Annotated in this window: 21 protein-coding genes; 5 read left to right on the forward strand and 16 right to left on the reverse strand. The window is 63.1% G+C overall.

Annotated features, from left to right (window positions below; genetic code table 11):
• Positions 1 to 16: 16 nt before the first annotated feature.
• Positions 17 to 1,708 (reverse strand): ShlB/FhaC/HecB family hemolysin secretion/activation protein, encoded by a 1,692-nt coding sequence (locus ACY3GB_RS04375; protein ID WP_463087670.1) that lies wholly within the window; start codon positions 1,706 to 1,708, stop codon positions 17 to 19.
• Positions 1,709 to 2,220: 512 nt separating this feature from the next.
• On the opposite strand from ACY3GB_RS04375, the gene ACY3GB_RS04380 reads away from it, so the two are divergent.
• Entirely contained in the window at positions 2,221 to 3,621 is a 1,401-nt protein-coding gene (locus ACY3GB_RS04380) for an L-serine ammonia-lyase (protein WP_463087671.1), read from the forward strand.
• A 112-nt stretch (positions 3,622 to 3,733) separates the two neighbouring features.
• The gene (locus tag ACY3GB_RS04385) at positions 3,734 to 4,261 is read left to right on the forward strand and encodes a GNAT family N-acetyltransferase (RefSeq protein WP_463087672.1); all 528 of its coding nucleotides are present in this window, start codon (positions 3,734 to 3,736) and stop codon (positions 4,259 to 4,261) included.
• Positions 4,262 to 4,325: 64 nt separating this feature from the next.
• On the opposite strand, the gene speA is transcribed toward ACY3GB_RS04385, so the two are convergent.
• Entirely contained in the window at positions 4,326 to 6,206 is a 1,881-nt protein-coding gene (gene speA / locus ACY3GB_RS04390) for an arginine decarboxylase (RefSeq protein ID WP_463087673.1), read from the reverse strand.
• A 469-nt stretch (positions 6,207 to 6,675) separates the two neighbouring features.
• On the opposite strand from speA, the gene astE reads away from it, so the two are divergent.
• Complete coding sequence (gene astE / locus ACY3GB_RS04395) at positions 6,676 to 7,662, forward strand: succinylglutamate desuccinylase (RefSeq protein ID WP_463087674.1); 987 nt, start codon at positions 6,676 to 6,678, stop codon at positions 7,660 to 7,662.
• 63 nt (positions 7,663 to 7,725) lie between these two features.
• On the opposite strand, the gene flgL is transcribed toward astE, so the two are convergent.
• The 11 genes from flgL to flgB are packed head-to-tail and all read right to left on the reverse strand — an operon-like array spanning position 7,726 to position 17,846.
• A complete protein-coding gene (gene flgL / locus ACY3GB_RS04400) occupies positions 7,726 to 8,661 on the reverse strand; it encodes a flagellar hook-associated protein FlgL (protein WP_463087675.1) in 936 nt (311 codons plus the stop codon).
• Positions 8,662 to 8,672: 11 nt separating this feature from the next.
• Positions 8,673 to 10,484, reverse strand: a complete 1,812-nt coding sequence (gene flgK, locus ACY3GB_RS04405) for a flagellar hook-associated protein FlgK (protein ID WP_463087676.1) — start codon at positions 10,482 to 10,484, stop codon at positions 8,673 to 8,675.
• A gap of 50 nt (positions 10,485 to 10,534) precedes the next feature.
• Positions 10,535 to 11,497, reverse strand: coding sequence for a flagellar assembly peptidoglycan hydrolase FlgJ (flgJ, locus tag ACY3GB_RS04410; protein ID WP_463087677.1), 963 nt, complete (start codon positions 11,495 to 11,497; stop codon positions 10,535 to 10,537).
• A 50-nt stretch (positions 11,498 to 11,547) separates the two neighbouring features.
• Positions 11,548 to 12,645, reverse strand: coding sequence for a flagellar basal body P-ring protein FlgI (locus tag ACY3GB_RS04415; protein WP_463087678.1), 1,098 nt, complete (start codon positions 12,643 to 12,645; stop codon positions 11,548 to 11,550).
• A 20-nt stretch (positions 12,646 to 12,665) separates the two neighbouring features.
• Positions 12,666 to 13,349 (reverse strand): flagellar basal body L-ring protein FlgH, encoded by a 684-nt coding sequence (locus ACY3GB_RS04420; protein ID WP_463087679.1) that lies wholly within the window; start codon positions 13,347 to 13,349, stop codon positions 12,666 to 12,668.
• Between the two features lie 39 nt (positions 13,350 to 13,388).
• The gene (gene flgG / locus ACY3GB_RS04425; protein ID WP_463087680.1) at positions 13,389 to 14,171 is read right to left on the reverse strand and encodes a flagellar basal-body rod protein FlgG; all 783 of its coding nucleotides are present in this window, start codon (positions 14,169 to 14,171) and stop codon (positions 13,389 to 13,391) included.
• A 34-nt stretch (positions 14,172 to 14,205) separates the two neighbouring features.
• Entirely contained in the window at positions 14,206 to 14,946 is a 741-nt protein-coding gene (locus ACY3GB_RS04430; RefSeq protein ID WP_463087681.1) for a flagellar basal body rod protein FlgF, read from the reverse strand.
• A 15-nt stretch (positions 14,947 to 14,961) separates the two neighbouring features.
• The gene (flgE, locus tag ACY3GB_RS04435) at positions 14,962 to 16,215 is read right to left on the reverse strand and encodes a flagellar hook protein FlgE (RefSeq protein WP_463087682.1); all 1,254 of its coding nucleotides are present in this window, start codon (positions 16,213 to 16,215) and stop codon (positions 14,962 to 14,964) included.
• A gap of 40 nt (positions 16,216 to 16,255) precedes the next feature.
• Complete coding sequence (locus tag ACY3GB_RS04440; RefSeq protein WP_463087683.1) at positions 16,256 to 16,996, reverse strand: flagellar hook assembly protein FlgD; 741 nt, start codon at positions 16,994 to 16,996, stop codon at positions 16,256 to 16,258.
• Positions 16,997 to 17,017: 21 nt separating this feature from the next.
• The gene (gene flgC, locus ACY3GB_RS04445; protein ID WP_021477269.1) at positions 17,018 to 17,428 is read right to left on the reverse strand and encodes a flagellar basal body rod protein FlgC; all 411 of its coding nucleotides are present in this window, start codon (positions 17,426 to 17,428) and stop codon (positions 17,018 to 17,020) included.
• 4 nt (positions 17,429 to 17,432) lie between these two features.
• Entirely contained in the window at positions 17,433 to 17,846 is a 414-nt protein-coding gene (gene flgB / locus ACY3GB_RS04450; RefSeq protein ID WP_463087684.1) for a flagellar basal body rod protein FlgB, read from the reverse strand.
• A 245-nt stretch (positions 17,847 to 18,091) separates the two neighbouring features.
• Between flgB and ACY3GB_RS04455 the strand changes: the two genes are divergently transcribed.
• Positions 18,092 to 18,889 carry a response regulator gene (locus ACY3GB_RS04455; RefSeq protein ID WP_463087685.1) on the forward strand — a complete coding sequence of 266 codons (798 nt, stop codon included), beginning with the start codon at positions 18,092 to 18,094 and terminating at the stop codon, positions 18,887 to 18,889.
• A gap of 93 nt (positions 18,890 to 18,982) precedes the next feature.
• On the opposite strand, the gene ACY3GB_RS04460 is transcribed toward ACY3GB_RS04455, so the two are convergent.
• Both ACY3GB_RS04460 and ACY3GB_RS04465 read right to left on the reverse strand, forming a co-directional pair.
• A complete protein-coding gene (locus tag ACY3GB_RS04460; RefSeq protein WP_463087686.1) occupies positions 18,983 to 19,810 on the reverse strand; it encodes a hypothetical protein in 828 nt (275 codons plus the stop codon).
• An 88-nt stretch (positions 19,811 to 19,898) separates the two neighbouring features.
• Entirely contained in the window at positions 19,899 to 20,942 is a 1,044-nt protein-coding gene (locus ACY3GB_RS04465) for an EAL domain-containing protein (RefSeq protein WP_463087687.1), read from the reverse strand.
• Positions 20,943 to 21,374: 432 nt separating this feature from the next.
• Between ACY3GB_RS04465 and ACY3GB_RS04470 the strand changes: the two genes are divergently transcribed.
• Positions 21,375 to 22,691 carry a DEAD/DEAH box helicase gene (locus ACY3GB_RS04470; protein ID WP_463087688.1) on the forward strand — a complete coding sequence of 439 codons (1,317 nt, stop codon included), beginning with the start codon at positions 21,375 to 21,377 and terminating at the stop codon, positions 22,689 to 22,691.
• 62 nt (positions 22,692 to 22,753) lie between these two features.
• Here the strand turns inward: ACY3GB_RS04470 and ACY3GB_RS04475 are convergent, their stop codons facing one another.
• The gene (locus ACY3GB_RS04475; RefSeq protein ID WP_463087689.1) at positions 22,754 to 23,362 is read right to left on the reverse strand and encodes a hypothetical protein; all 609 of its coding nucleotides are present in this window, start codon (positions 23,360 to 23,362) and stop codon (positions 22,754 to 22,756) included.
• Positions 23,363 to 23,383 lie beyond the last annotated feature (21 nt).

Here is a 23,383-nt window from a genome sequence, read left to right on the forward strand (position 1 = left end):
GGACAGGGCAGCGGGTTCACCACTGCGCGGTGATCGAGAAATGGGTGATGGCGGGACGATCCCAGCCCTGCGGCTGGTGCAGCGCGCGCTCGTGGCTGAGTTCGGCGGACAGATGGCCGCCCAGGCTCATGCGCAGGCCGACGGCCCAGCCGGACAGGCTGCGGTCCGGGCCGGCGTCATAAGCCGGGCGGGCGATCTGGCCGGCGTCCAGCCCCAGGTAGGGCTCCAGCGCCAGCGGACCAGCCGGCGGCAACGGCCAGCTCAGCTCGTTGCGCAGGTAATAGCCGCTCTGCCCCACCAGCGTGCTGGCATTGAAGCCGCGCACGCTGCCGCGTCCGCCGATGGCGAACTGCTCGCTGGACATCAGCAGATCCGGGCTGTACTGGCCGCGCAGCTCGCTGCTCCAGCGCAGCGTCTGCGACGCGATATGCAGCGGCAGCTGCAGCGCCAGCCGGCCCTGGTACAGCTCGTGGCGGGCGGTCGGGCCGCCCTGCGCCGCCAGCGCGTCCGGTTGCGCCCCCCAGGCGCCGATTCCGCGCTGGTAGCCGAAGGACGCGTCCAGCACCGCCTCGCCCAGGTACTGGCGGTGGCTGAGTTCCAGCCCGGCGATGGTGAGGTCGCGCCGCTGCTGCACGACCTCGGCATCCTCGATGAAGCTGCGCGACGCCTTGCGCGTCAGGCTCAGCTTCAGTTCGGTCTTGCCGCTCTGATTGCGCCGCAGCAGCCGCGATAGAGACAGCAGGGTGTTGCGGCTATGGCCGCTGGAGGTGAAGCTCTGGTTCACCCCCTGCACCGTCTGGTGGTAGGCGAAGCCGCTATAGCTGACAAAGCCGGTCCAGTTGCCCAGCGGCAGCAGCCAGGAGAGTGACGCCGACTGGCTCAGCGGATGCGCCAGATGCTCGGCGTCCTGACTCCAGGACAGCGACAGCGCGTCGTTGAGGCCGGTGGCGCCGCCCAGCGTCAGGCTGCCGGAGGTTTGCAGCCGGCCGGTGGCGTTCTGGCCGGAATCGTCCAGCGACAGCAGGCCGGACAGCAGACGGCCGCCGCCGCGGTCCACCACCACGTCGCTCTCGCCCGGCGCATCGGCCGGCGTCAGCTCCATCGTCGCCTGCTGTCCCGGCACCCGGCCCAGCTGCTCCAGGCCCTGCTCCAGGTCGCGTACATTGAGCAAGTCGCCCGGCCCGGCCGGGAAGGCGCTGCGCAGGCCGATGTCGCCGCCGCCCGCCTTCAGCCGGATCGCGTGGATGCGGCCCGGCACCACCGCCAGCCGCAGCTGGCCGCCGCGCAGGTTCTGCTCCGGCAGGTAGACCCGGCTGGTGACGAAGCCGCGCGCCACCATCTCGTTGGTGAGCGCCGCCGTCAGGCCGTTGATCCGGGCCAGGTCGACGCAGCCGGCCAGGCCAGAGTCGGCCAGCGGCTGCAGCCAGGCCAGCCAACCAGCCGGCGCGCCTTCCAGTTCCACCCGCTTCAGGGCGAAGCAGCGTTGGGCATTGGATGTGGGAACAATCGTCTGCGGCGATACCGCTGGCGGTAGTGAGAACACGTCCGGGCGCTGCTGCAGTTCCTGGCGGCGCTGTTCCAGTTGTTGCTGCTGGTGGCGGAGTTGTTGGTCGTTCTGTTGCAGCACCGCGTCCGGCACGGTGGCGGCGCAAACCCAGGCGGGAAAGAGCAAGCCGCCCAGGCGGGCGGCTTTGGAGGCAAAGTTCATCGCGGCAATTAGAGTAAATATTTAAGTTTGTTTAAAATTTCTCCGGAAATGTTAACCATTTGTTTACATAATCGGATTACGTAAAAATACGTAATCAATCTGCAATTGATTGATAAATCCATCCATCATTCATTCAAAACGTATAAATTTCACAAAAATCAATAATGTAGATTTTAAATTCCAAACATGACATGCAAATGCCATGAGCAGAAATACGACAACAATTCTGACTTCAGTCCCAAGCCGTCCTCCGCGCCGCACTCGACATCCTCGCATTCCTTTAAAAAAACAACGACATATTCCAAATAAGACCATATTCTCGACAGGGTGGTGCGGGATTGCGCTCTGCGGTAATCTGCCGACGAGCCAGCCAGGCTACTCGCCAGCGGCGCAATCATCCGCCGCCCGCGCACCTTCGCCCGGCAACCATTACAATACAAACTAAGAGACGCCTCGCGGCGCCCGACAACAACCTGGCCCGAGCCGGGAATTTCCCTTAGAGAAGCATTACCATGGCAATCAGTGTTTTCGACCTGTTCAAAATCGGCATCGGCCCATCCAGCTCCCATACCGTGGGCCCGATGCGCGCCGCCCGCCAATTCATCAGCCGCCTGGAAAAGGACGGCCAGCTGGACGCCACCGTCCGCGTCAGCGCCGAGATGTTCGGCTCGCTGGGCGCCACCGGCAAGGGCCACGGCACCGATGTGGCCGTGCTGCTGGGCCTTCAGGGCGAACAGCCTGACCTGATCGACACTGATGCCGTGGACGGCATGCTGGCCGCCATCCGCGAACAGCGCAAACTGAAGCTGCTGGGCAAGCGCGAGATCGATTTCGTCGAAGGCGAGCACCTGATCCTGCACAAGAAGAAAACCCTGCCTTACCACCCCAACGGCATGATCTTCGAAGCCTTCGACGCCGCCGGCGAAAGCCTGTCCAAGCGCGCCTACTACTCGGTGGGCGGCGGCTTCGTGGTGGACGAGGCGGCGATCGACGCCGGCTTCGTCCCGCCGGGCGTCACCGAGCTGAAGCACCCGTTCAAGAGCGCGGCCGAGCTCCTGGCGCTGTGCCAACGCCACGGCAAGAGCATCAGCCAGATCATGCTGGAGAACGAGCTGTCCTGGCGCAGCGAGGAAGAAGTGCGCGCCGGCCTGCTCAACATCTGGAGCGTGATGCAGGCCTGCGTAAAGCGCGGCTGCGAGCGCGAAGGCATCTTGCCGGGCGGCATGAAGGTGAAGCGCCGCGCCGCCGACATGCACCGCAAGCTGCTGGCCTCGCCGGAAGCCGCGATGCGCGACCCGCTGACGGTGATGGACTGGGTCAACCTGTACGCGCTGGCCGTCAATGAAGAAAACGCCGCCGGCGGCCGCGTGGTCACCGCCCCCACCAACGGCGCCGCCGGCATCATCCCCGCGGTGATGCACTACTACGCCCGCTTCGTGCCGGGCGCCAGCGACGACGGCATCGTCCGCTTCCTGCTGACCGCCGGCGCCATCGGCATCCTGTTCAAGCTCAACGCGTCCATCTCCGGCGCCGAAGTCGGCTGCCAGGGCGAAGTGGGCTCGGCTTGCTCCATGGCCGCCGGCGCGCTGTGCGAAGTGATGGGCGGCACGCCGGAACAGGTTGAAAACGCCGCGGAAATCGGCATGGAACACAATCTTGGCCTGACCTGCGATCCGGTGGGCGGCCTGGTGCAGGTGCCCTGCATCGAACGCAACGCGATGGCTTCGGTGAAAGCCATCAACGCGGTGCGGATGGCGCTGCGCGGCGACGGCCAGCACTTCGTGTCGCTGGACCGCGTGATCAAGACCATGCGCGACACCGGCATGGACATGAGCACCAAGTACAAGGAAACCGCGCGCGGCGGCCTGGCGATCAATGTGATCGAGGTGCCGGTCAACATCGTCGAGTGCTGACCCCCTGCTCCAAGCAAAAAAGCCGCGGCGAAAACCGCGGCTTTTTTTATTGGCTAAGCTCCTGCCCGCTGGCACACTGTAACCTGTCCCACCCACACCAGAGCTTCACTCCGTGCACTCACTAGACATAGAAACGCCGCGCCTGCTGCTGCGCCCGCTGCAGGAAAGCGACGCCCCCTTTATCCTGGAGCTGGTCAATGAGCCGGCTTTCCTCGCCAATATCGGCGACAAGGACGTGCATGACCTGGCCGGCGCGCGCAACTACATCGAAAAAGGCCCGCAGGCCAGCTACCGCCAGCACGGCCACGGCCTGCTGATGGTGGCCTTGCGCGACGGCGGCGAGCCGGTCGGCATCTGCGGCCTGGTTAAACGCGACAGCCTGCCCCACCCCGACATCGGCTACGCCTTCCTGGCGCGCCACTGGGGCCGCGGCTACGCCAGCGAGGCGGGGGCCGCCTGCCTGGAGCACGGTCGGGCCCGGCTGAACATCCACTACGTGGTGGGGATCACCGCGCCGCACAATCAGGGTTCGATCCGGGTATTGGAGAAGCTGGGCCTGGTCTACGACCGCACGCTCGACCTCCCCGGCATCGACGGCCCCAGCCTGTACTTCGTGCCGCCAGGCTCCGAGCCAGCCTGATCGGCGCCCCAGACGCAAAAAACCGGGCTTGGAGCCCGGTTTTTTTTGCTGGCGAAGGCGGAAATCACACCGCCAGATACGACGACTGCTTCAAGCCGCGGCAGAACTCGGCGAAGTACAGGCTGCGCTCTTCAGGGTTCAGATCGCACTCGCGGGTCTTGGCCTCGTAGCGGTTGAGCAGATCCTCCGGCGACAGGTGCACATAGCGCAGCATGTCCTCGATGGTGTCGTGCTCCTCGATGCCGGAAACCTCCAGCTCGCCGCCCTCGCGGACATAGACGTTGACCGAGTCGGTATCGCCGAACAGATTGTGCATGTCGCCCAGTATTTCCTGGTAGGCGCCCACCAAGAACACCGCGATCAGGTACTCTTCGCCCTGCTTCACCTCGTGCACCGACATGCTGGACTCGATGCTCTGCTGGTCGACGTACTGCTTCAGCTTGCCGTCGGAGTCGCAGGTCAGATCCTGCAGCACCGCGCGGCGGGTCGGCTGCTCGGCCAGACGGTGCGCCGGCATGATGGGCAGCACCTGATCGATGGCCCAGGTATCCGGCAGGCTCTGGAACACCGAGAAGTTGCAGAAGTACTTGTCGGCCAGACGATCGGTCAGCTCGTCGTACACCTGGCGCTGCGAGCGCTGGCTGGCCTGCAGCTGGCTGTGCAGACGGCGGCACAGCGTGGCGTGCAGGTCTTCGGCCAGCGCCTTTTCCTTCAGCGACAGGCGGCCTTCGGCGTACATCTCGCTCACTTCCGACACGCAGTGGCTGGCGCGGTAGTAAATCTCGGTGACCAGTTCCTCGTCGTTGAGGTTGGCCAGCTCCACCAGCTTGCGCAGCGGCAGCGACAGCTCTTCCGCGTTGCCGATCGGAGCCACCGAGTCAGGCAGCCGCTCGACGTCGGTCACGTTCATCAGCAGCACCGCGTGATGGGCGGTCATCGCGCGGCCGGATTCGGACAGGATGCGCGGATGCGGAATGCCGTTTTCGCCGCAGAACTCGGACAGCATAGACACGATCACATGCGCGTATTCGTTCATGTCGTAATTGATCGAGCTGTCGTTGCGCGAGTGGGTGCCGTCGTAATCGACGCCCAGGCCGCCGCCGACGTCGACATGGTCGACCGGCAGGCCCAGCGCGCGCAGCTCGGCGAAGTAACGGATCGCCTCGCGGAAGCCCAGGCGGTAATCGGCGATGTTGGCGATCTGCGAGCCCATGTGGAAGTGCATCAGGCGCACGCAGTCGCCGAGGCCGGCCTCGATCAGCTTGTCGGTGGCCGAGATCAGCTGGCCGGCGGACAGGCCGAACTTGCCCTTCTCGCCGCCGGTGTCGGACCACTTGCTGGACGCCAGCGACGACAGGCGCACGCGCAGGCCGATATTCGGGCGCACTTCCAGCTTGCGGGATTCCTCGATCACCAGATCGACTTCGGATTCCTTCTCGATCACGATGAACACCTGGTGGCCCAGACGCTCGCCGATCAGCGCGAGACGGATGAATTCGCGGTCCTTGTAGCCGTTGCAGACGATGGTGCAGCCCTTGGGCGCCAAGGCCAGCACCGCCATCAATTCCGGCTTGGAGCCGGCTTCCAGGCCGATGGACACGTCCTGGGTGGCGATGATGCTCTTGACCACCGCTTCCTGCTGGTTGACCTTGATCGGGTAGATGGCGGTGTAGCGGTTGCCGTAGCCCTGTTCGGCGATGGCCTTGTCGAAGGCGCCGCACAGGCGGGTCACGCGATCCTGCAGAATGTCCGGAAAACGGACCAGAAGCGGCAGATCCAGGCCTTTGCCGCCCAGATCGCTCACCAGGCGATACAGATCGATTTCCTTGCGCTGGCGCACATTGGGACGCACGACGATATTGCCGTTGTCTCCGACGTCGAAATAACCAGCCCCCCAATGCCGGATGCCGTACAGGCTCCGGCTATCAGCCACAGACCAAGCCATGAGTTTTCCTCTCAGAACTTATGATGGATAACCCCGCTCCTTAGTGCACGGCTTTCGGGCTCTACAGCTTTTATGTGGGCCTGGGATGTCGGAGCGAAACAGAATGAATTGTCAGTTGTTGCATAGCGCAAACGAGCGCGGATTGTAACAACATCTCGCTGATTGACAAGTAAAAAAATGCGTTCGTTCGGACCCGTCCGGATCGATTTCCGCCGCCGCTCTCAAACAGCATCCTCTAGCCGGAAAAATCAAGGCAAGCAAAACAAAGGATTGCGCGCGCGCGCGCCCCCCGGCCATGACATCGGGCACCATCCGCGCCCTCCTGAAGCATGCCTGTTTTTTCGCAAACGACAAGCTTTTTAACCAGATCCGCAACACTCGCAACCGCCTGCTGCCGCGCCACGACATGACCGGACAGCGGACCGCGATTACAATCGGACATCATCCATCGCCATCGAACCGCCACGCCATGACGAACACGCCATCCTTCCTGCAGCACGCGCTATCCGCTCCCACTTCCCTCGTCGAATGGCCGCTGGCCGGCGGCCTGGCCGCGCGCTGGCTGGCGCCGGGCTGCGTGGAGTTGAATGGCGGCGCCGTCGAGACCGACTCCGTATTGCTGTCCTGCGGCGTGCACGGCAACGAAACCGCGCCCATCGAAGTGGTGGACGGCATCCTGCGCGACATCGCCGAAGGCCGGCTGGCGCCGCGCTGCCGCCTGCTGGTGATGTTCGCCAACCTCGACGCCATCCGTCAGGGCGTCCGCTACGGCAGCTACGACATGAACCGCCTGTTCAACGGCGCCCATGCCAAGCAAGCCGAATGGCCCGAGTCGGCGCGGGCCGCGGAACTGGAACGCGTGGCCGAAGCCTTTTTCGCGCCGGCTCGCGGCCGCCGCCTGCATTACGACCTTCACACCGCCATTCGCGGCTCGGCGTTCGAAAAATTCGCGATCTACCCCTTCATTCATGAACGCGCGCACAATCGCGAGCAACTGGCCTGGCTGCAACAATGCGGAATCGAAGCCGTGCTGCTGCACAGCCAGCCGGCCAACACCTTCAGCTACCATACCAGCCGCCGCTGCGGAGCGGACGCCTTCACGCTGGAGCTGGGCAAGGCGCGCCCGTTCGGCCAGAACGATCTGTCGCGTTTCTCCGGCATAGACCAAGCGCTGCGCGCGCTGCTGTCGGCCGAAGCCTCAGGCAGCGGCGCCCAGGCGGCGCTGCCCCTGTTCCGCGCCAAATATGATCTGGTCAAACTCAGCGATGCTTTCCGCCTGCACCTTGCGGACGATGTCGAGAATTTCACCGAGCTGCCGGACGGCATGCTGATCGCCGAGGATGGGGATGTCCGCTACGTGGCCAGCGGCGGCCAGGAACGCATCCTGTTCCCCAACCCCGCGGTGAAGCCGGGCCTGCGCGCCGGCATCGTGGTGGAGCCGGCAAGCCTGGACTGAGCGAGCCGGAATGCGCAAAAGAAAACGGGCCGCGTCGCGGCCCGTTTTCGCCCCGAGGGCAGATCAGCCGGAAATGTAATTGAACAAGGACAGCTGCGCGACCTGGGCATAGGTTTTCTGCGTGTACTGCAGCGAGGTCTGGGTCAGGGTGAACTGGGAGATCGCCTGAGCCATGTCGAGATCCTGCAAAGCGCTGATGCCGCTGTTGTACTGCAGGCTCAGGTTGTCGCTCATGCCCTGCAGATTCGCGTTTTCCTGCTCGCGCGCGCCCACCGACGCCAGCCCGATGTTCATCTGCTGGGTCGCGTCGCTCATCTGGTTGATGATGGTGTTCAACTGCGTCGCGAAAGTGGCCGGCTTGGGATTCTGCCCCAGCAGGTTGTACAAACTGATCACCGAATCGTATGCGGCGGTCGGGCTGCCGCCGCTCGCCAGCGAACCAAACACCATATTGCCGGGATCGGAAATCGCCATGATCCGAGAGGCGCTGACCTGCACGCTGCGCTGGCCATTGTCGCCGTTGTACGCGATGGTCGGGGGATTGCTCGACAGGTTCAGCGCAAAGGGCGGCGTATTGATCTGATTGCCGCTGAACAGATAACTGCCGTTGCCGTCGGTGGCATTGCCATAGCCCACCAGCTCGGACAAGCCTTCCTTCACCGTCTTCTGAATCGCCTGCAGCTGCGTGGTGGACAAGGCGCCATCGCCGGCATAGATCGCCTGGCCCTTCAGCGAATTCATCAGGTCGATCGCGCCTTTCAGCGCAGTGTCGGAATACGACAGCCAGCTGTCCACCGCCTGGGTATTCGATTTGTACTGCGTATTCTGTCCGTTGGAGGTGTTCAACAATTCGATGCGCGCCGCGGCGACGGGATCGTCGGATGGCATGACCACACGCTTCTGGTAGTCGATCTGCGTGTTCACCTGAACCAGCTGTGCCTGCAGATTCGACATGTTGTTCACGCCGGACTGATATAGCGTTGTCGAGCTGATGCGCATCGCCGCTCTCCTTACATGATGTTCAGAATGCTGGAAAAGGTGCTCTGCGCAATCTGAATCACCTTGCTGCAGGCCTGGTAGGACTGCTGGTACTTGATCAGATTGGCGGCTTCCTGATCCAGGTTCACGCCTGAATAATTCGAGTTGTTGGTGGTGGCCTGTTCCAGCGTTTTTTGCGCGCCGGCATTCATTTGCCCGACGGCGAATCCCTGGTTGCCCACCGAAGCCACCATGGAGGTGTAATAAACCTGATACGACTGATTATTGACCAGATTGATATTCTGCTGGGCGGTCAGTTGCAGCAAATTGCTATTGTCGCCGGATGCCTTCAGGTTCGGCGCGCCCACCGTCGCGGGCCCTACAGTGAAACTCTGGCCCAAATCCGGCGTGCCGGACAGCTGGAAGCCAATGCCGACATCGACCGGCGGCACCGCCGTGGTCTGCAGTTTGTAACTGTTAGGCTGGCCGGTATTGGCCACCACATTGTAGGGGCCGCCGCCATTGGGACCGGTGATGGTGGCGGTCATCGTCACAGGCGCGACGCCCGACGCCGTGACCGTCATATTGGTCAGGCCATTCGACGGGTGGGTCGCATTGGTCGGAAACGGCAAAGCAGGAGGCGAGCCATTGATGCTGCCCGCGTAGGTGCCGGGCAAGGAAGACCACACGCCGGTCATCGTCACCCCGCTGGTGCCCCCCGCCGTGCCCGTCGGCACCAGATTGGAGGCAGTGGCCAACGCCTTCGGATCCCCCATCAACACCTGAAACTGCCCCGCCGCGAACTGCGGCTTGGCGGCATAAGACGACAAGTCCTGGAAAATGGGACCGCCGGGCTGCGCGTTGTAATCCAGCCCCAGCGAGTTCTGGTAATTCATCGCCGCAGAGAAATTGATCGCCAGCGTGCCCAGTTGGTTTTGCGTCTGCAACAGCGCCCCGTCGCGGAAATTGAGCAAGCCGCCCAGCTGGCCGCTGCCCAGGACGCTGTTGGGCAGAATGATGGGCGAGCCGCCGGCCGGATTCACGAAACCGACCTGGCGGTTGGTGTTGTTGTTGGGGTCGGCCTGGGTGGTCAGTTGATTGACCGTGCCGCCGATCACCAGCGTCTGCCCGCTACCGATATTGACGGTATAGGTGCCGTCGCTGGCGATGGAAACCGTCGCGCCCACCAGCTTGTTCAGTTGCAGCACCGCCTGATCGCGCGCGTCCAGCAACCCATTGGGCTGCGCCTGGGGAGCGGAGGCGTTGCCGCCGGTCGCCGCGCCGATTTTTTGATTCAAATCGGCGATCTGCTGACCCAGGGCGTTGATGCTCTGCACCGTGGTGTCGATCTGGCCGTTGATCCCCTGCTGCATTTGCACCAGCTGGCTGTTCATCGAGGTCATCGACGTGGCCAGCGCCTGCGCCATGCTCAGCACGTTCTGACGGATAGGCAGCGAGGCCGGTTGCTGCGACAGCGTTTGCAGCGCGCCGAAGAAAGACTGTATGGCCGGATTCGGGCTTTGGGACGAGTTGGCGATGGTATTGTTGATCTGATTCAGCTGCTGCAGCTGCGAAGAGTAAAAGCTGCTGTTGGCCTGCGCGCTCTGCACTTGAGTGGACAGAAATTTGCTATAAGTACGCAGCACATTGGTGGCGTCGACACCCTGCCCCAGATAGCCGAAACCGGCATTCTGCGGCTGACGGTTGGCTTGGGTCAGATATTCGACGTTGTAGCCTGGCGTGGACGCATTGGAGATGTTGTTGCTCGTCACCGACAACGCGTTCTGAGCGACGTTGAGGCCGCTTAGCCCGATGCCAAATATGTCTGCTCCGACGATTGCCATGATTATCCCCTATCCTGCCGTCCTTATCGGCTGTTTCCGCCAAAACTTGATCAAGCTTTGGCCACTTGTTGCGCCAGACTCGCCGCCACGTCCACCAGCTTGCGCGCATAGCGCGGATCGGTGGCGTAACCGCCTGCCTGCAGCCCCTGGGCAAATCCATACATGTTCTGCCCCTGGTTCAGCACGTTCTTGTAACGCGAGGAACCCTTGAGCACTTTGGCGTAATCGGAAAACGCCTCGGCATAAGAGCCGTAGGAACGGAAGGTTTCCATCCGCTTCTGCGGCGCGCCGCCCACATACTCGGTGGTCATGACGGTAGTGGTCTTGCCTTGCCAGTCCGAACCGGCCTTGATGCCGAACAGGTTATGGCTGTCCGAACCATCGCCATTGCGTATCGTGCGCTTGCCCCAGCCGCTCTCCAGCGCCGCATGCGCCACCACGCACTCGGGCGCCACGCCCAATTGCTGCGCAGCCCCGCGGGCATGCGGCAACAAGCTGTTGGCGAAACTCTTGCCGCCTCCCGCCGTTTGCGGCGCGGGCGGCTGGGCCAGGCTGGCCACCGCGCCGTCAGCCTCGGACTGCGCGCTCCGGTAAGCCTGCAGCATGCGCTGCCCCGCCGGTTGAACCATCAACGCGGGACCCGCCTGCCGATGCGCCAGCGCGGTCTTGCCTTCATCCGGGCTGAAACCCGACTGCTTGGCAATCTGGCGGTAGATCATGTCCCCCAGCCCCAGTCCGCCGTTGGCGCTCATCGCCTGGATCATCTGCTGATCGGACAGGCTGCGAAAGGTGTCCATGCTGTTGGACTGGTCCGAATCGTCGAACTTGGTTTCGCGCATGGCTTTCAGCATGGTGCCCATCAGCAGCGACTCGAACTGGGCCGCAGTCTCCCGCGCGGCGGCCTTGGGGTCCGAAGCGGCCTTGGCGCGCAGGCTGCGCAGGTGGCTCGGGTCTACCGCCAACTGGTGGCTGAGCGCGTCCTGCGGCAGAACAGACTGGAATTTAGCGGTCATCAATCACTCCTCGCCGCATAACAGCAACAATCATGCCAGCTGCGCCAAATTCAGATGATCTGCAAGTCGGCCTTCAGCGAGCCTGCCGATTTCATTGCCTGCAAGATGGAAATCAGATCCTGTGGCGTGGCGCCCAGCGCGTTGAGCGCGTTCACCACCTGGGACAGGTTGGCCCCGCCCTTCAGGCCCACCACCTTGCCGCTGGTGCTGTTGATGGTGATCTCGGCCTGGTTGGTGACGACGGTCTTGCCGCCCGACAGGGGATTGGGCTGGCTCACCTGCGGCGTGTTGTTGACGGTGACGGACAGATTGCCGTGCGACACCGCGCAGGAGCTCAACGTCACCGCCTGGTTCATCACGATGGAGCCGGTGCGGGCATTGATGATGACCAGCGGGGAAAGATCTGCCGGATCGACGGCAATATTTTCCATCCGCGACAGGAATTGCACGCGCTGGTTGCTGTCGAACGGCGCCCTCACCTCGATCAGGCGGCCATCCACCGCGCGGGCGGTATCGGAACCAAACACTTTGTTGATGGCCTGCACCGCGCGGTTGGCGGTGGTGAAGTCCGCCTCCTGCAGCTCCAGGTGAATGAATTCGCCGTCGCCCAGCGCGGTCTGCACTTCTCTCTCAACAGTGGCGCCGCCCGGAATGCGGCCGACGCTCAGCTGGTTGATCTGGGTGGAGCTGCCGCCGGCCGACGCGCCGGCGCCGCCCACCACCACATTGCCCTGGGCCATCGCGTAGATCTGGCCGTCGGCGCCCTTCAGGGGCGACAGCAGCAGCGTGCCGCCGCGCAGGCTCTTGGCGTCGCCGATAGACGACGCCGTGATGTCGATCGTCTGTCCTCGCTTGGCGAACGGCGGCAAAGTGGCGGTCAGCGTCACCGCGGCCACATTCTTGGGGTCGATCTTGGTGCCCGGCGGAACCTGGACGCCCAGTTGGTTCAGCATATTGGCCATCGCCTGGCCGGTGAACGGCGAGGAAGTCACCTTGTCGCCGCTGCCGTCCAAACCCACCACCAGGCCATAGCCGATCAGCTGGTTGGGACGCACGCCGCCGATATTGGCGATGTCCTTCAAGCGCTGCGCCGACAAGGCCGGCAGCGAGGCCAGCAACAGGCTGGCCAACACAATCCATTTCTTCATCATTCCATCCCTCGCCGCGCTCAAATCGGCAGCAGCGACATGAAAATCTTGGACAGCCAACCCGGCTCGTTGTACAGCCGGTTATTGCCCTTGGTTTGCTGTTCGATGCGCGCATCCGCCACTTTCAGCGACGATACGGTGCGGTCCGGAGAGATATCCCTCGGGTTGACCACGCCGGACAGGCGGATGGACTCGGTGTCGCTGTTGATGCGCACCAGCTTCTCGCCACTGATCACCAGGTTGCCGTTGGCCAACATGTCGATCACCGTCACTGTGATGGAGCTGACGAAGGTGGTGGCAACCTGATTGTTGCCCTTGCCGGTATTGTTGGCGGTGCCCGAGCTGTTGAAGCTGGTGCCGCCCAGGCCGCTGGCCAAACCGCTGGGCAGGAAGGGAATCTTCACCCCCGCCGTAATGCTGGACGTCAGCCCGGAAGTGCGGGTGTCGGTGGTCTGCTCGGATTGCGACGTGGAAGAATTCTCCTGAATCGTGACCTGCAGCGTATCGCCCACCTGTACCGGCATCGAATCCTGGAACATCGGCCGGTAACTGGCCGCCTGGAAGATCGCGCCATTGGCCGGCAGACCCACCGAGCGCGGCTGCGGCCGCGCGGTGGTGGGGCCCTGCACCAGCGGCGGCTCCTGCACCACGCATCCCGTCAGCAAAGCTGCCGCGGACAGCAAAATCGCCAGATTGGCTTTCATCGCCCTACTCCCATCATGCCGGCCGCGCTCGGCCCATCGTTACAGATTGCTCAGCTTTTGCAGCATCTGGTCTGCGGTGGTCACCGCGCGCGAATTCATCTCGAACGAACGCTGCGCGGTGATCATATTGACCAGTTCCTCGGTCACGTTGACGTTGGACATTTCCAGAAAGCCGGACCGGATCGAACCCCGGTTGTCGGTTTGAGCGTCGCCGTCCTGCGGATCGCCGGAGGCTGCGGTCTGCAGGTACAGATTGCCGCCCGCGCTCTCCAGGCCCTGGGGATTGATGAAGGTGGTCAGCAGAATCGTGCCCGCCGTCTGCGGCGCGGTGGCGCCGGGCAGCGTGTACTGCACGACCCCGGCGGTCGACACGGTGATTTGCTTCGCGTTGGCAGGAATATTGATATTGGGGTTCATCGGATACCCCATCGCCGTCACCACGTCGCCGTTGGCATTGCGCTGGAACTCGCCGTCGCGGGTGTACGCGGTGGTGCCATTGGGCAGCTGGATCCGGAAAAAACCATCGCCGTCGATCTGCATGTCCAACGGCTGGCCGGTCTGCGTCGGTATGCCCTGGGCGTGGATGCGGGAGGTCGCGACAGCTGCCGCGCCAGTGCCGATCTGCAGGCCCGAGGGCAAGGTGCTGCCGTTGGCGAGCTGTCCGCCCGGCTGGCGCAGGGTCTGGTAGTACAGCTCCTCGAATACGCCGCGGCTGCGCTTGAAGCCTATGGTGTTGACGTTGGCCAGGTTGTTGGACACCACGTCCAGCTGAAACTGGCTGGCATCCATGCCGGTCTTGGCGATATACAGTGCGCGCATCATGGCGTTTTACCTTGTTCTTTCTTCCGTCCCGGCATCAGCTCATGGACAGCAACTGCGCAGCCTGTTGATCGTTCTGCTGCGAGGTTTGCATCATCTTGATATTGAGTTCGTACTGGCGGCCATGGGAGATCATCTGCACCAGCGCCTCCACCGAATTGACGTTGGACGACTCCAGCGTCTCCGGCACCAGCTTGACATCGGCGCTGGCCGGCAGTGTGCCGCCGCCATTGACGTGAAACAGGCCGTCCTCGCCCTTGTACACGTCCTTGGGACCGGGGTTGACCATCTTGATCTGCCCCACCAGCTGCGGCGCGCGATTGGCGCCGGTCAGCGGCGCCGCCATCACCGAGCCGTCCTGCCCCAGCTGAACCTGGGTACCCGCCGGCACCGTGATCGGGCCGCCGTCGCCCATGATGACGAGACCGGTGCGGGTATGCATCAAGCCATTGGCGTCCAGCACATAGCCGCCATCGCGGGTATACGATTCTTGCCCATCCGCGCCCTGCACCGCGAAGAAGCCCGGCGAGCCGAGCGCGAAGTCCGACGGGTTGCCGGTATGCTGCAAAGCGCCCTGGCTGGCGTCGAAGCCGATGGTATTGTCGACGACATAGGTTCGGGTCGGCGCGCCGTCGCCTATCACCGGCAGCGCGCGGTATGCCGCCAGATCCGCCTTGAAGGCGTTGGTATTGATGTTGGCCAGATTGTTCGCGGTGGTCGCCTGCTGCCAAGCTTCATGCTTGGCGCCGGTCATCGCGAGATACAGCATTCTATCCATGCTTCAACTCGCCGCTTAGATGTTCAACAGGGTTTGAATCAGCGTGTCCTGCGTCTTGATCGTCTGCGCATTGGCCTGGTAGTAGCGCTGGGCGGTGATCATGTTCACCAGCTCGTTGGTCAGGTTGACGTTGGAATCCTCCACCTGGCCCGACGACAACGTGCCGGCATTGCCCGCCCCCGGGTTGTTGACCGTCGGCGAGCCGGAATTGCCGGTCTGCGACCACATATTGCCGCCGACATCCTGCAAGCCCTGCGGATTGACGAAGGTGGCCAGGGCGATCTGGCCTATGGTCTTGGTCTGGCTATTGGAGAAACTGGCCTGAATCAGGCCGTTGGCCGAGATGTTCACCCCTTGCAGCGTGCCCGGCGCCGTGCCGTCCTGAATCTGCGGCGACAAGGTGCCGAACTGCTGGTTATTCTGCACCGAGTTGGTGAAATCCACGGTCACGGTCTGCGGAATCGCGGAGCCATTCACCGGCGCGGTGGTGAACGTGATCGGCACCGGCGTGAAGGGGGAAGGGGTCAGGTTGCCGCTGGTGTCGAAATTCAATGTGAAGCTTGCGCCGCCGCCGGTTGTAGTCGTCGGCTTGCCGTCGACATAGGTATTGACCGTCCAGGTATTGCCGGTGGCCGCCGACGACGTCAGCGAGTAATAAAACACCATCTGGTGCGGATTACCCAGGCTGTCGAACACCTGCACCGTATTCGGCCAGTTATACGACGTCGGGTCCGCCGGATTGTTGAGGGGCACGCCGGTGGGCGTTTTCTGATTGGAATTCAACTGCACCGGCATGCTCAGCTTGGTGGTGGCGTGCGGCGCGATGGACGTGGTGGTCAGCTGCAGATTGCCAACCGGTCCCTGGGAAACGGCTCCGCTCGCATTCGCGGTCCAACCCTGGACAAAGTTGCCGGCCGTGTTGACCAAGTAGCCCTGGCTGTTGACCTGGAACTGGCCGTTGCGGGTATATGCCTGCGTGCCGTTGGGCAAGCCCATGATGAAGAAACCGGCATTGTTGATCGCCAGGTCCAGGCTGCGGCCGGTGGAGTCCAGATTGCCATTGCCCATGTTCTGCGTCACCGCCTGCACCTGGGTGCCGATGCCCGGCGTGGTCGCGGTGATGCCGTACAGGCTGTTGCCGTAAAGATCGGCGAACTCGGTGCGCGAGCTCTTGAAACCGACGGTATTGGCGTTGGCCACGTTGTTGCCTATGGTGTCCAATTGCACGGACGCCGCGTTCAAACCACTCAGACCTTGTTGAAAGCCCATCTCAACTGCTCCTCATCAAGCTTTATTTAGGCAGAGTGCTTCAGGACATCTGCGCGACATTGGACAACGGCACCAGGTTGTTGCCCGGCAGCACCAGCATCGGCGAACCATTGGCCCAGGATACCGCCTGGACCTGCTGGGTGTTGTAGGCGGTGGCGGTGGTGTTGCCCGACGAACTGGCCTGCGCCACCTTGACCTGGAAAGTGTAACTGCCGCCGGCCGGCAACTGGTTGTTGTTGGCGTCCTTGCCGTCCCAGCTGAAGGTTGTCAGGCCCTTGCCCGGGTTCTGCAGCGGCACCGTATCCACCAGATTGCCGTTCTGATCCAGCACATTGACCTGCACCGAGGCGGCGGGCCCGTTCAACAGCACGCCTGCCTGCGTCGTCTGGCCGGCGGCCGGCGCGGTCAGCGTATTGCCGGCCACCATCACATTCTTGCCTATCATGCTGGAAGCCATCAGCGACTGAGTGGCGCTCTGCGCCGACACCATCTGCTGCATGGTCTGGTTCAAGGTCTGCAGGCCGGCCACCTGGCTGATCTGGGCCATCTGGCTGGTGATCTGGCTGTTGTCCATCGGATTCAGCGGATCCTGCGCGTTCAGCTGCGCGGTCAGCAGCGTCAGGAAATTGTTCTGCATCGCCTGCGCGCTGGTCACCGACGAATTGCTGGACTTCGCACCGGCGTTGTTGGTCGACTGAATGGAGCCGGCCGGTACTTGGCCGCTGTTCACGTTGGAGTAATCGAATCCGTTTCCGATGCCGTTCGTTGCTGCGGTAGCCATGGCCGTCACCCTTTAGCTAGTTTATTGACCGAGCTGCAGCGTCTTCTGCAGCAGCGTCTTGGCGGTGTTCATCATTTCAACGTTGTTCTGGTAGGCGCGAGAGGCGGCGATCATGTCGGCCATCTCCTCCACCACGTTGACGTTGGGCATGGTCACATAGCCGCGCTCGTCGGCCAGCGGATTGCCCGGTTCGTACTTCAGCCTCGGCGGCGACTGGTCTTCCACCACCGATGTCACGCGCACGCCGGCCACTTGCGGCTGGGCGTTGTCCACCGGAATCGCGGTGAACACCACGTGGCGCCCCTTGTAAGGCTGGCCGGTGGAACTGGTGGCGCTTTCGGCGTTGGCCAGATTGCTGGCCACCACGTTGAGCCGCATCGATTGCGCCGACAGCGCCGAACCTGAAATATTGAAGAGATTGGACAGTGACATTCAATCAGCCTCCCGTGCCGCTGCCCTGGATCGCCGAGCTCAGCCCGCCGATCTTCTTGTTGAGGAAGGTCAGCGTGGTCTGATACTGCAAGGCGTTGTCGGCGAAAGCGCCGCGCTCCACATCCATGTCCACCGTGTTGCCGTCCAGGCTGGGCTGCACCGCGCTGCGGTACTGCAGCGGCGTGCCGGAACCTTCGCCGGTCTGGTTGGCGATGTGGCGCGCGTCGGTCTGCGCCAGCTTCAGTTGCCCCTGCTTGTCCACCTGGGCTTGCAGCGCGGACTTGAAATCGAAATCCACCGCCTTGTAATACGGCGTTTCAGCGTTGGCGATATTGCTGCCTATCACTTCGGCGCGATAGGCCTGCAAATTCAGAGCGCGCTGCTGAAAATCGAAATAGTGGGCAATCTTGTCTAGCATTGGGCAATCTCCTCGCTGGCCTACGCTAAAGCACGAAGTGTGCCAGTGCTTGAAAGCCGCGCAAAGCCAAGTTTTCACGCCGTTTCGGCCGCAGGCGGCAAGTTTGCGGGTCCGCCGCGGCGCGGGCGGCGGCAAAACTTGCCGCCCTCATCCGCATCAAGCTATTTGAGGATTTTGCTTGCCGGCCCATCCAAATCGTGCCAAACCGACAATAATGTAAATAAGTAGAATGTCGGAGCAGAGCGATGCTGGCTTTGGAACAACTGCTGATCTCATTGGCCGAACCCTCGCAGGTGCAGGCGCAAATCATCACCAAGGCGCTGGAGGCGATGGGCGCCGCCCAGATAGAAATCCACCCATCCGGCCGCGAGCTGATAGAGCAGGCCCGGCAAAGGCGGCCGAACCTGATCATCAGCGCCTACCATCTGCCCGACATCACGGGCGCGGAGCTGGTGCGGGAGCTGCGCGAAAGCACCGACCTGTACGACCTGCCCTTCATCCTGATCTCCAGCGAAACCAACCCGGAAAGACTGGAAACCATACGCCAGGCCGGCAGCCTGGCCATCCTGCCCAAGCCGTTCACCCCGGAAGAGTTCGACCAGGCGATGCAGTCGGTGATGAGTTTTCTGAACTGCCCCAGCCTGGGCGCTGAAATCGACTCCGACATGGCGCTGATGAACGTGCTCATCGTCGACGACAGCAGCACTTCGCGCCATCACATCCGGCAGGTGCTGGAAAAGCTGGGCTTCGAGCACTTCTGCGAGGCGGCCAGCAGCGAGGCGGCCATACCGTATCTGGAGCAGGAGGCGTTCAAGCTCATCATCACCGATTACCACATGCCGGGCATGGATGGGCTGAACTTCGCCCGCCACATCCGCGGCAGCGGCCTCCAGCCGGACACGCCGGTGATGATGATAACCAGCGACAGCGACAATATCGGCAAGGATGACCTGGAAGACGCCGGCATCGCCGCCTGCTGCCAGAAGCCATTCGACATGGACAAGATGCGCGAGCTGATCCGCACCTTGCTCAACGAGTACTGATGCCCAAGCAATCGGCGTCAAAAAAAGAAACGCCCGGCATCGCCGGGCGTTTCGCCTCTTCAGATCAGCGCGTTCGGCGCAAGGCGCCCGTCCTCAACGCGGCGCCACCCACACCAGGCGCGAATGCGCCTTGTCCGCGCCGAAGGATTGGCGGCGCCAATAACCCTGGCTGGCATATTCGGCGCCGTCGGCCAGCTCCGCCACCCGGCAAAAGGTCACTTCGCCGAAACCGGACTTCAACAACCGGCTGCGCGCCTTCTGCCGGGTCTTGACGCACGAGGGATGCGCGGCGTCAGCCACCCACTCCGCCGGCGCGGAAGCCTCCCAACCCTTGGCCAATTCCAGCTTGGGCTGGGTCATCATCGCCAGACCGTTCAGCACGGCGGACAACAGCCCCTGCCAATCGGCAGCCACATTTTCCAACTGCGGCGCCAGCTCGCCCGGGTACTCCACCCGCGCCAGCTCGACCTGATCCGCCGCCTGCAGCCAATTGACGCCATCCGGCGCGAAGCCCATTCGCACCAGGGTCAACAGCAAGGCGCGGCGCTCCGGCTGATGCGCGATGAAAGCTCCGCCCTCGCCCGGGACATGCAGGAAGAAGGCTGCCGCGGGCAGATTCAGGGTATCAGGCAGGTTCGACGGTTGCCGGGTGTGGGCCAAGGCGGCCGCCAACGCGTCATCCAGATGGGACACCACGCGCCCATGACGCGCGAAGTGGCCCCAGGCCTGGGCCAGCGCCAATTCGCAGACGATGGTGGCCTGCGGAATCTCGAACACTTGCGCCGCGCGCTCCAACTCGCGCTTGATCACATCCTTCATCTGCGCCCGCGCCTCGGCGGCCTGGACCGTCTGGGCATACAGCTGCCCCACTCGCTTGGCCCAGGGCCGAGTGGCGGCGTAGCGTTGCACGGCGTATTCCATGCCACTGCTTCCTTCGAAATAAAAAGGGCCGCATTGTAGCAAACGCGGCCCCATGCCCCAACCCGTCGACAAAACCCGCTCCCCGCCGCTATCGGCCGCCGTCCTTTCGCCGCGTCGGCGACCGGTCCTGGATGACCCCGGAGTACAGCCACTGCCGGAAATGGTTCAGCGCCATCGGCTTGCCGAAATAAAACCCCTGCAGCAACTCGAAGCCATTCGCTTTCAGATAGTTCTGCTGGCTCGACGTCTCCACCCCCTTGACGATCACGCTCACGCCCAACTCCTGGGACGACAACAACAGGCCGTCCAGCACATTGCCGCGCAACGTGTCCTGCCCCAATGCGGAGACGAAGCCTTTTTCCACCTTCAAATAATCAAAATCCCAGCGCCGCAAATAGTCCTTGTCGGCGTAGCCGGAGCCGAAGTCGTCCAGCGCCAGCTTCACGCCCTCCCGCTTGAGCCTTCGGATCACCTCCTGCGCGCCGGACGCCTCGCTCAATGGCGCCCGCTCCGAAACCTCCAGCACCAGCGCCGCCTGCTTGGCGCGCAGCATTTCCAGCATCTCGCGGCAATCGCCCGCCAGCTCCTGCATCGCAAGATGCTCGCCGGCGATATTGACGCCGACGATGAAACCCGGCGGCAAGGCCACCTGGCGCAACTCGCCGGCCGCCCGTTTAAGCAGGTAGCGGGTCAGCGGCACGATCAACCCGGCCTCGGTCGCCTCCCGGATGAACAGGTCGGCCCTCACATTGCCCTGTACCGGATGGCGCCAGCGCGCCAATACTTCCGCGCCGACGCACTCTCCGCCCGCGGCGGTGACGATGGGCTGGTAATGGACGAAAAACTCCTGGTTGCGTATGCCTTCCAGTATTTCCCAGTCGCTCGCGCTGCGCACGCCCGCGCCGCGCCGCAGCCAGCCGGCGACCATCGCGCCGGCCAGCGCGGCCAGCGCCCCCACTTCCGCGCCGAGCGCCCATCCTCGCCAGTCGGGCGGATCAAAGTCCGCCCGCCCCAGCCACCACGGCAAGAGCAGCGCCGGCAGCGCGCACGCCAGCACCGCCAGCGCATACACCGGCGCGGCACCCGCCCCGGCGGCCTTCCTCGACAGCCACACCGCCAACTTCCACCCCATCCGCATCCGCCCGCCCCCAGCCCTCTGCCTTATAGTGCAGTGTAGCGAGCAGGGATGGCTTCGCCAGCCCCGCCGCCGCCGCCGCGAATCGATCGCTGGCTATTTTTGCGGACAGTCCAAATCAAGACACAAACAATCAAATACTTATCCAGCCATTTTTCAGAAAACAGTTGCCTTGAGGCCGTAATTAATGTACAGTCCGGCCTCTTGTAATTTCACCGGGCAAACCCACACCACGCCTCTGCCCGAGTGTGTTTTCATCGTCCCTGACCCTTTCCAGGCTTCGTCCAAGCAATAATGTCGCTTTCGACTGGACCGCTGTTCGCCGCTTGCCAGGTTAGTGCCGATGATTTGCGGCCCAAAGGCGCCGTATAACCGCCACGAAATCTGGCTATAAGTGACGCCGGCATCATCCGGCCTGAAAGGATATACATGAACTTTTCCGATCTGGGCATCGCCCCGACCATCCTGCGCGCTCTGGAAGCTGCCGGCTACACCTCCCCGACCTCGGTTCAAGCTGAAGCCGTCCCGGCCGCCATCGCTGGCCGCGACCTGCTGGTTTCCGCTCAAACCGGCAGCGGCAAGACCGCCGCTTTCCTGCTGCCGGCGCTGACCAAGCTGTCGGAACGCTCCACCGGCAAGGGCCAAGGCCCGCGCGTGCTGGTGCTGACCCCGACCCGCGAACTGGCGCAGCAAGTTGAAAAGAACGCTCTGGAATACGGCAAGGACCTGCGCTGGATGAAGACCGCCTGCCTGGTGGGCGGCTCCTCCTTCGGCTTCCAGATTCGCGCCCTGTCCCGCCCGATCGATCTGATCGTGGCCACGCCGGGCCGACTGATGGACCACATGCGCTCTGGCCGCATCGACTTCTCCCGCCTGGAAATGCTGGTGCTGGACGAAGCCGACCGCATGCTGGACATGGGCTTCATCGACGACATCGAAGCCATCGTCAAGGCTACGCCGGAATCGCGCCAGACCGTGCTGTTCTCCGCCACGCTGGACGGCATCGTCGGCCGCATGGCTGAAAAAATGACCCGCGATCCGCAGCGCATCGAAATCGCCCGCACCGAAACCTCGGGCGGCACCATCGAAGAACACCTGCTGTACGCGGACGACCTGAACCACAAGCATCGCCTGCTGGATCACATCCTGAAGGAATCCGGCTTCGACCAGTGCGTGATCTTCTCCGCCACCAAGGCGTACACCGAAGAGCTGGCCGACAAGCTGTCCGACCAGGGCTATTCCGCCGCCTGCCTGCACGGCGACATGCCGCAAAGCTGGCGCAATCGCACCCTGAACGACCTGCGCCGCGGCCGCATCAAGGTATTGGTTGCCACCGACGTGGCCGCTCGCGGCATCGACGTGCCGACCATCACCCACGTGGTGAACTTCGACCTGCCGAAGCAAGCTGAAGACTACGTGCACCGCATCGGCCGTACCGGCCGCGCCGGCCGCGACGGCACTGCCATCACCCTGGCGGAAGCGAAAGAGTCGCACAAAGTGCGCCGCATCGAGCAATACCTGAAGCGTTCCATCACCGAAGGCGTGATCGAAGGCATGGAGCCGACCCGTCGCCCGTCCAAAGGCGGCCCGCGCCGCAACGGCAAGCCGGGTGGTTACGGCGATCGTCGCGGCAATGGCGGCAATCGTGGCGGCTATCAAGGCAATCGCCGCGAAGGCGGTTACCAAGGCCAGCGCCGCGAAGGCGGCTATCAAGGCAACCGCGGTCCGCGCAGCAACGCGCAGTAAGGTTGAGCCTGAAATGAAAAACGGCGGGAATCCCCGCCGTTTTTTTGCGTCCGCGCCGCGCCTTATTTCTTGGCCGCACCCGGCTTGCACAACATGGCGCTCGGCGAGTGGAAGCTGCCGCTGGGCAGGCCGCGATTGTCGAACACGGTCCCGCCAAGAAGCAGGCCCTTGTTGGGATTCGTCACATTGGACGGCCAGGGAATGATGTAATTGATCTTGGAGATGCCGGAACTGCCGGCGCTGCCTCCGGAGAACGACACGTCGCCCGAGAACTGGATCTGGGAAGTCCGGTAGCCGATGGGCCCCCACGGCCCGCCTTGCCTGACCTGTCCGGACACGATCATCACCTTGTCTCGCACTTCGATCGAAGTGATGCCGCCGCCGCTGCCCGCCGCGCCCGCCTCGTCGCCCCAGGATCCGCTGGCGGTGAAACCCACCAAGTCCATGTAACCAGTGACCTTGTAGCCGTTGACGTTGCCTGCGATCAACAGCCGGTTGGGCGACACCGCGCCGATGTAGTTGATGGTGGCGTTGGTGTTCAACTGGTTGAACCCCGGTCCTATGATCGCGAAGCGCGTATCGCAATCCTGATTCGAATCGGCCAGAACGGAGGGACTGGCTCCTGCCAAAGCCGCGCCTGCCGCCAGGGCAAGCAGTATCTTGGACTTCATCACGGTTCCTTTCCTGTTGTC

The organism is Chromobacterium sp. Ag138, from assembly GCF_055181315.1.

What these genes read in the sequence shown, in the direction of transcription:
- ACY3GB_RS04375 (WP_463087670.1), bottom strand. Translation starts at nt 1,708, where the DNA reads ATGAACTTTGCCTCCAAAGCCGCCCGCCTGGGCGGCTTGCTCTTTCCC.
- ACY3GB_RS04380 (WP_463087671.1), top strand. Translation starts at nt 2,221, where the DNA reads ATGGCAATCAGTGTTTTCGACCTGTTCAAAATCGGCATCGGCCCATCC.
- speA (WP_463087673.1), bottom strand. Translation starts at nt 6,206, where the DNA reads ATGGCTTGGTCTGTGGCTGATAGCCGGAGCCTGTACGGCATCCGGCAT.
- astE (WP_463087674.1), top strand. Translation starts at nt 6,676, where the DNA reads ATGACGAACACGCCATCCTTCCTGCAGCACGCGCTATCCGCTCCCACT.
- flgL (WP_463087675.1), bottom strand. Translation starts at nt 8,661, where the DNA reads ATGCGCATCAGCTCGACAACGCTATATCAGTCCGGCGTGAACAACATG.
- flgK (WP_463087676.1), bottom strand. Translation starts at nt 10,484, where the DNA reads ATGGCAATCGTCGGAGCAGACATATTTGGCATCGGGCTAAGCGGCCTC.
- flgJ (WP_463087677.1), bottom strand. Translation starts at nt 11,497, where the DNA reads ATGACCGCTAAATTCCAGTCTGTTCTGCCGCAGGACGCGCTCAGCCAC.
- ACY3GB_RS04415 (WP_463087678.1), bottom strand. Translation starts at nt 12,645, where the DNA reads ATGAAGAAATGGATTGTGTTGGCCAGCCTGTTGCTGGCCTCGCTGCCG.
- ACY3GB_RS04420 (WP_463087679.1), bottom strand. Translation starts at nt 13,349, where the DNA reads ATGAAAGCCAATCTGGCGATTTTGCTGTCCGCGGCAGCTTTGCTGACG.
- flgG (WP_463087680.1), bottom strand. Translation starts at nt 14,171, where the DNA reads ATGATGCGCGCACTGTATATCGCCAAGACCGGCATGGATGCCAGCCAG.
- ACY3GB_RS04430 (WP_463087681.1), bottom strand. Translation starts at nt 14,946, where the DNA reads ATGGATAGAATGCTGTATCTCGCGATGACCGGCGCCAAGCATGAAGCT.
- flgE (WP_463087682.1), bottom strand. Translation starts at nt 16,215, where the DNA reads ATGGGCTTTCAACAAGGTCTGAGTGGTTTGAACGCGGCGTCCGTGCAA.
- ACY3GB_RS04440 (WP_463087683.1), bottom strand. Translation starts at nt 16,996, where the DNA reads ATGGCTACCGCAGCAACGAACGGCATCGGAAACGGATTCGATTACTCC.
- flgC (WP_021477269.1), bottom strand. Translation starts at nt 17,428, where the DNA reads ATGTCACTGTCCAATCTCTTCAATATTTCAGGTTCGGCGCTGTCGGCG.
- flgB (WP_463087684.1), bottom strand. Translation starts at nt 17,846, where the DNA reads ATGCTAGACAAGATTGCCCACTATTTCGATTTTCAGCAGCGCGCTCTG.
- ACY3GB_RS04455 (WP_463087685.1), top strand. Translation starts at nt 18,092, where the DNA reads ATGCTGGCTTTGGAACAACTGCTGATCTCATTGGCCGAACCCTCGCAG.
- ACY3GB_RS04460 (WP_463087686.1), bottom strand. Translation starts at nt 19,810, where the DNA reads ATGGAATACGCCGTGCAACGCTACGCCGCCACTCGGCCCTGGGCCAAG.
- ACY3GB_RS04465 (WP_463087687.1), bottom strand. Translation starts at nt 20,942, where the DNA reads ATGGGGTGGAAGTTGGCGGTGTGGCTGTCGAGGAAGGCCGCCGGGGCG.
- ACY3GB_RS04470 (WP_463087688.1), top strand. Translation starts at nt 21,375, where the DNA reads ATGAACTTTTCCGATCTGGGCATCGCCCCGACCATCCTGCGCGCTCTG.
- ACY3GB_RS04475 (WP_463087689.1), bottom strand. Translation starts at nt 23,362, where the DNA reads ATGAAGTCCAAGATACTGCTTGCCCTGGCGGCAGGCGCGGCTTTGGCA.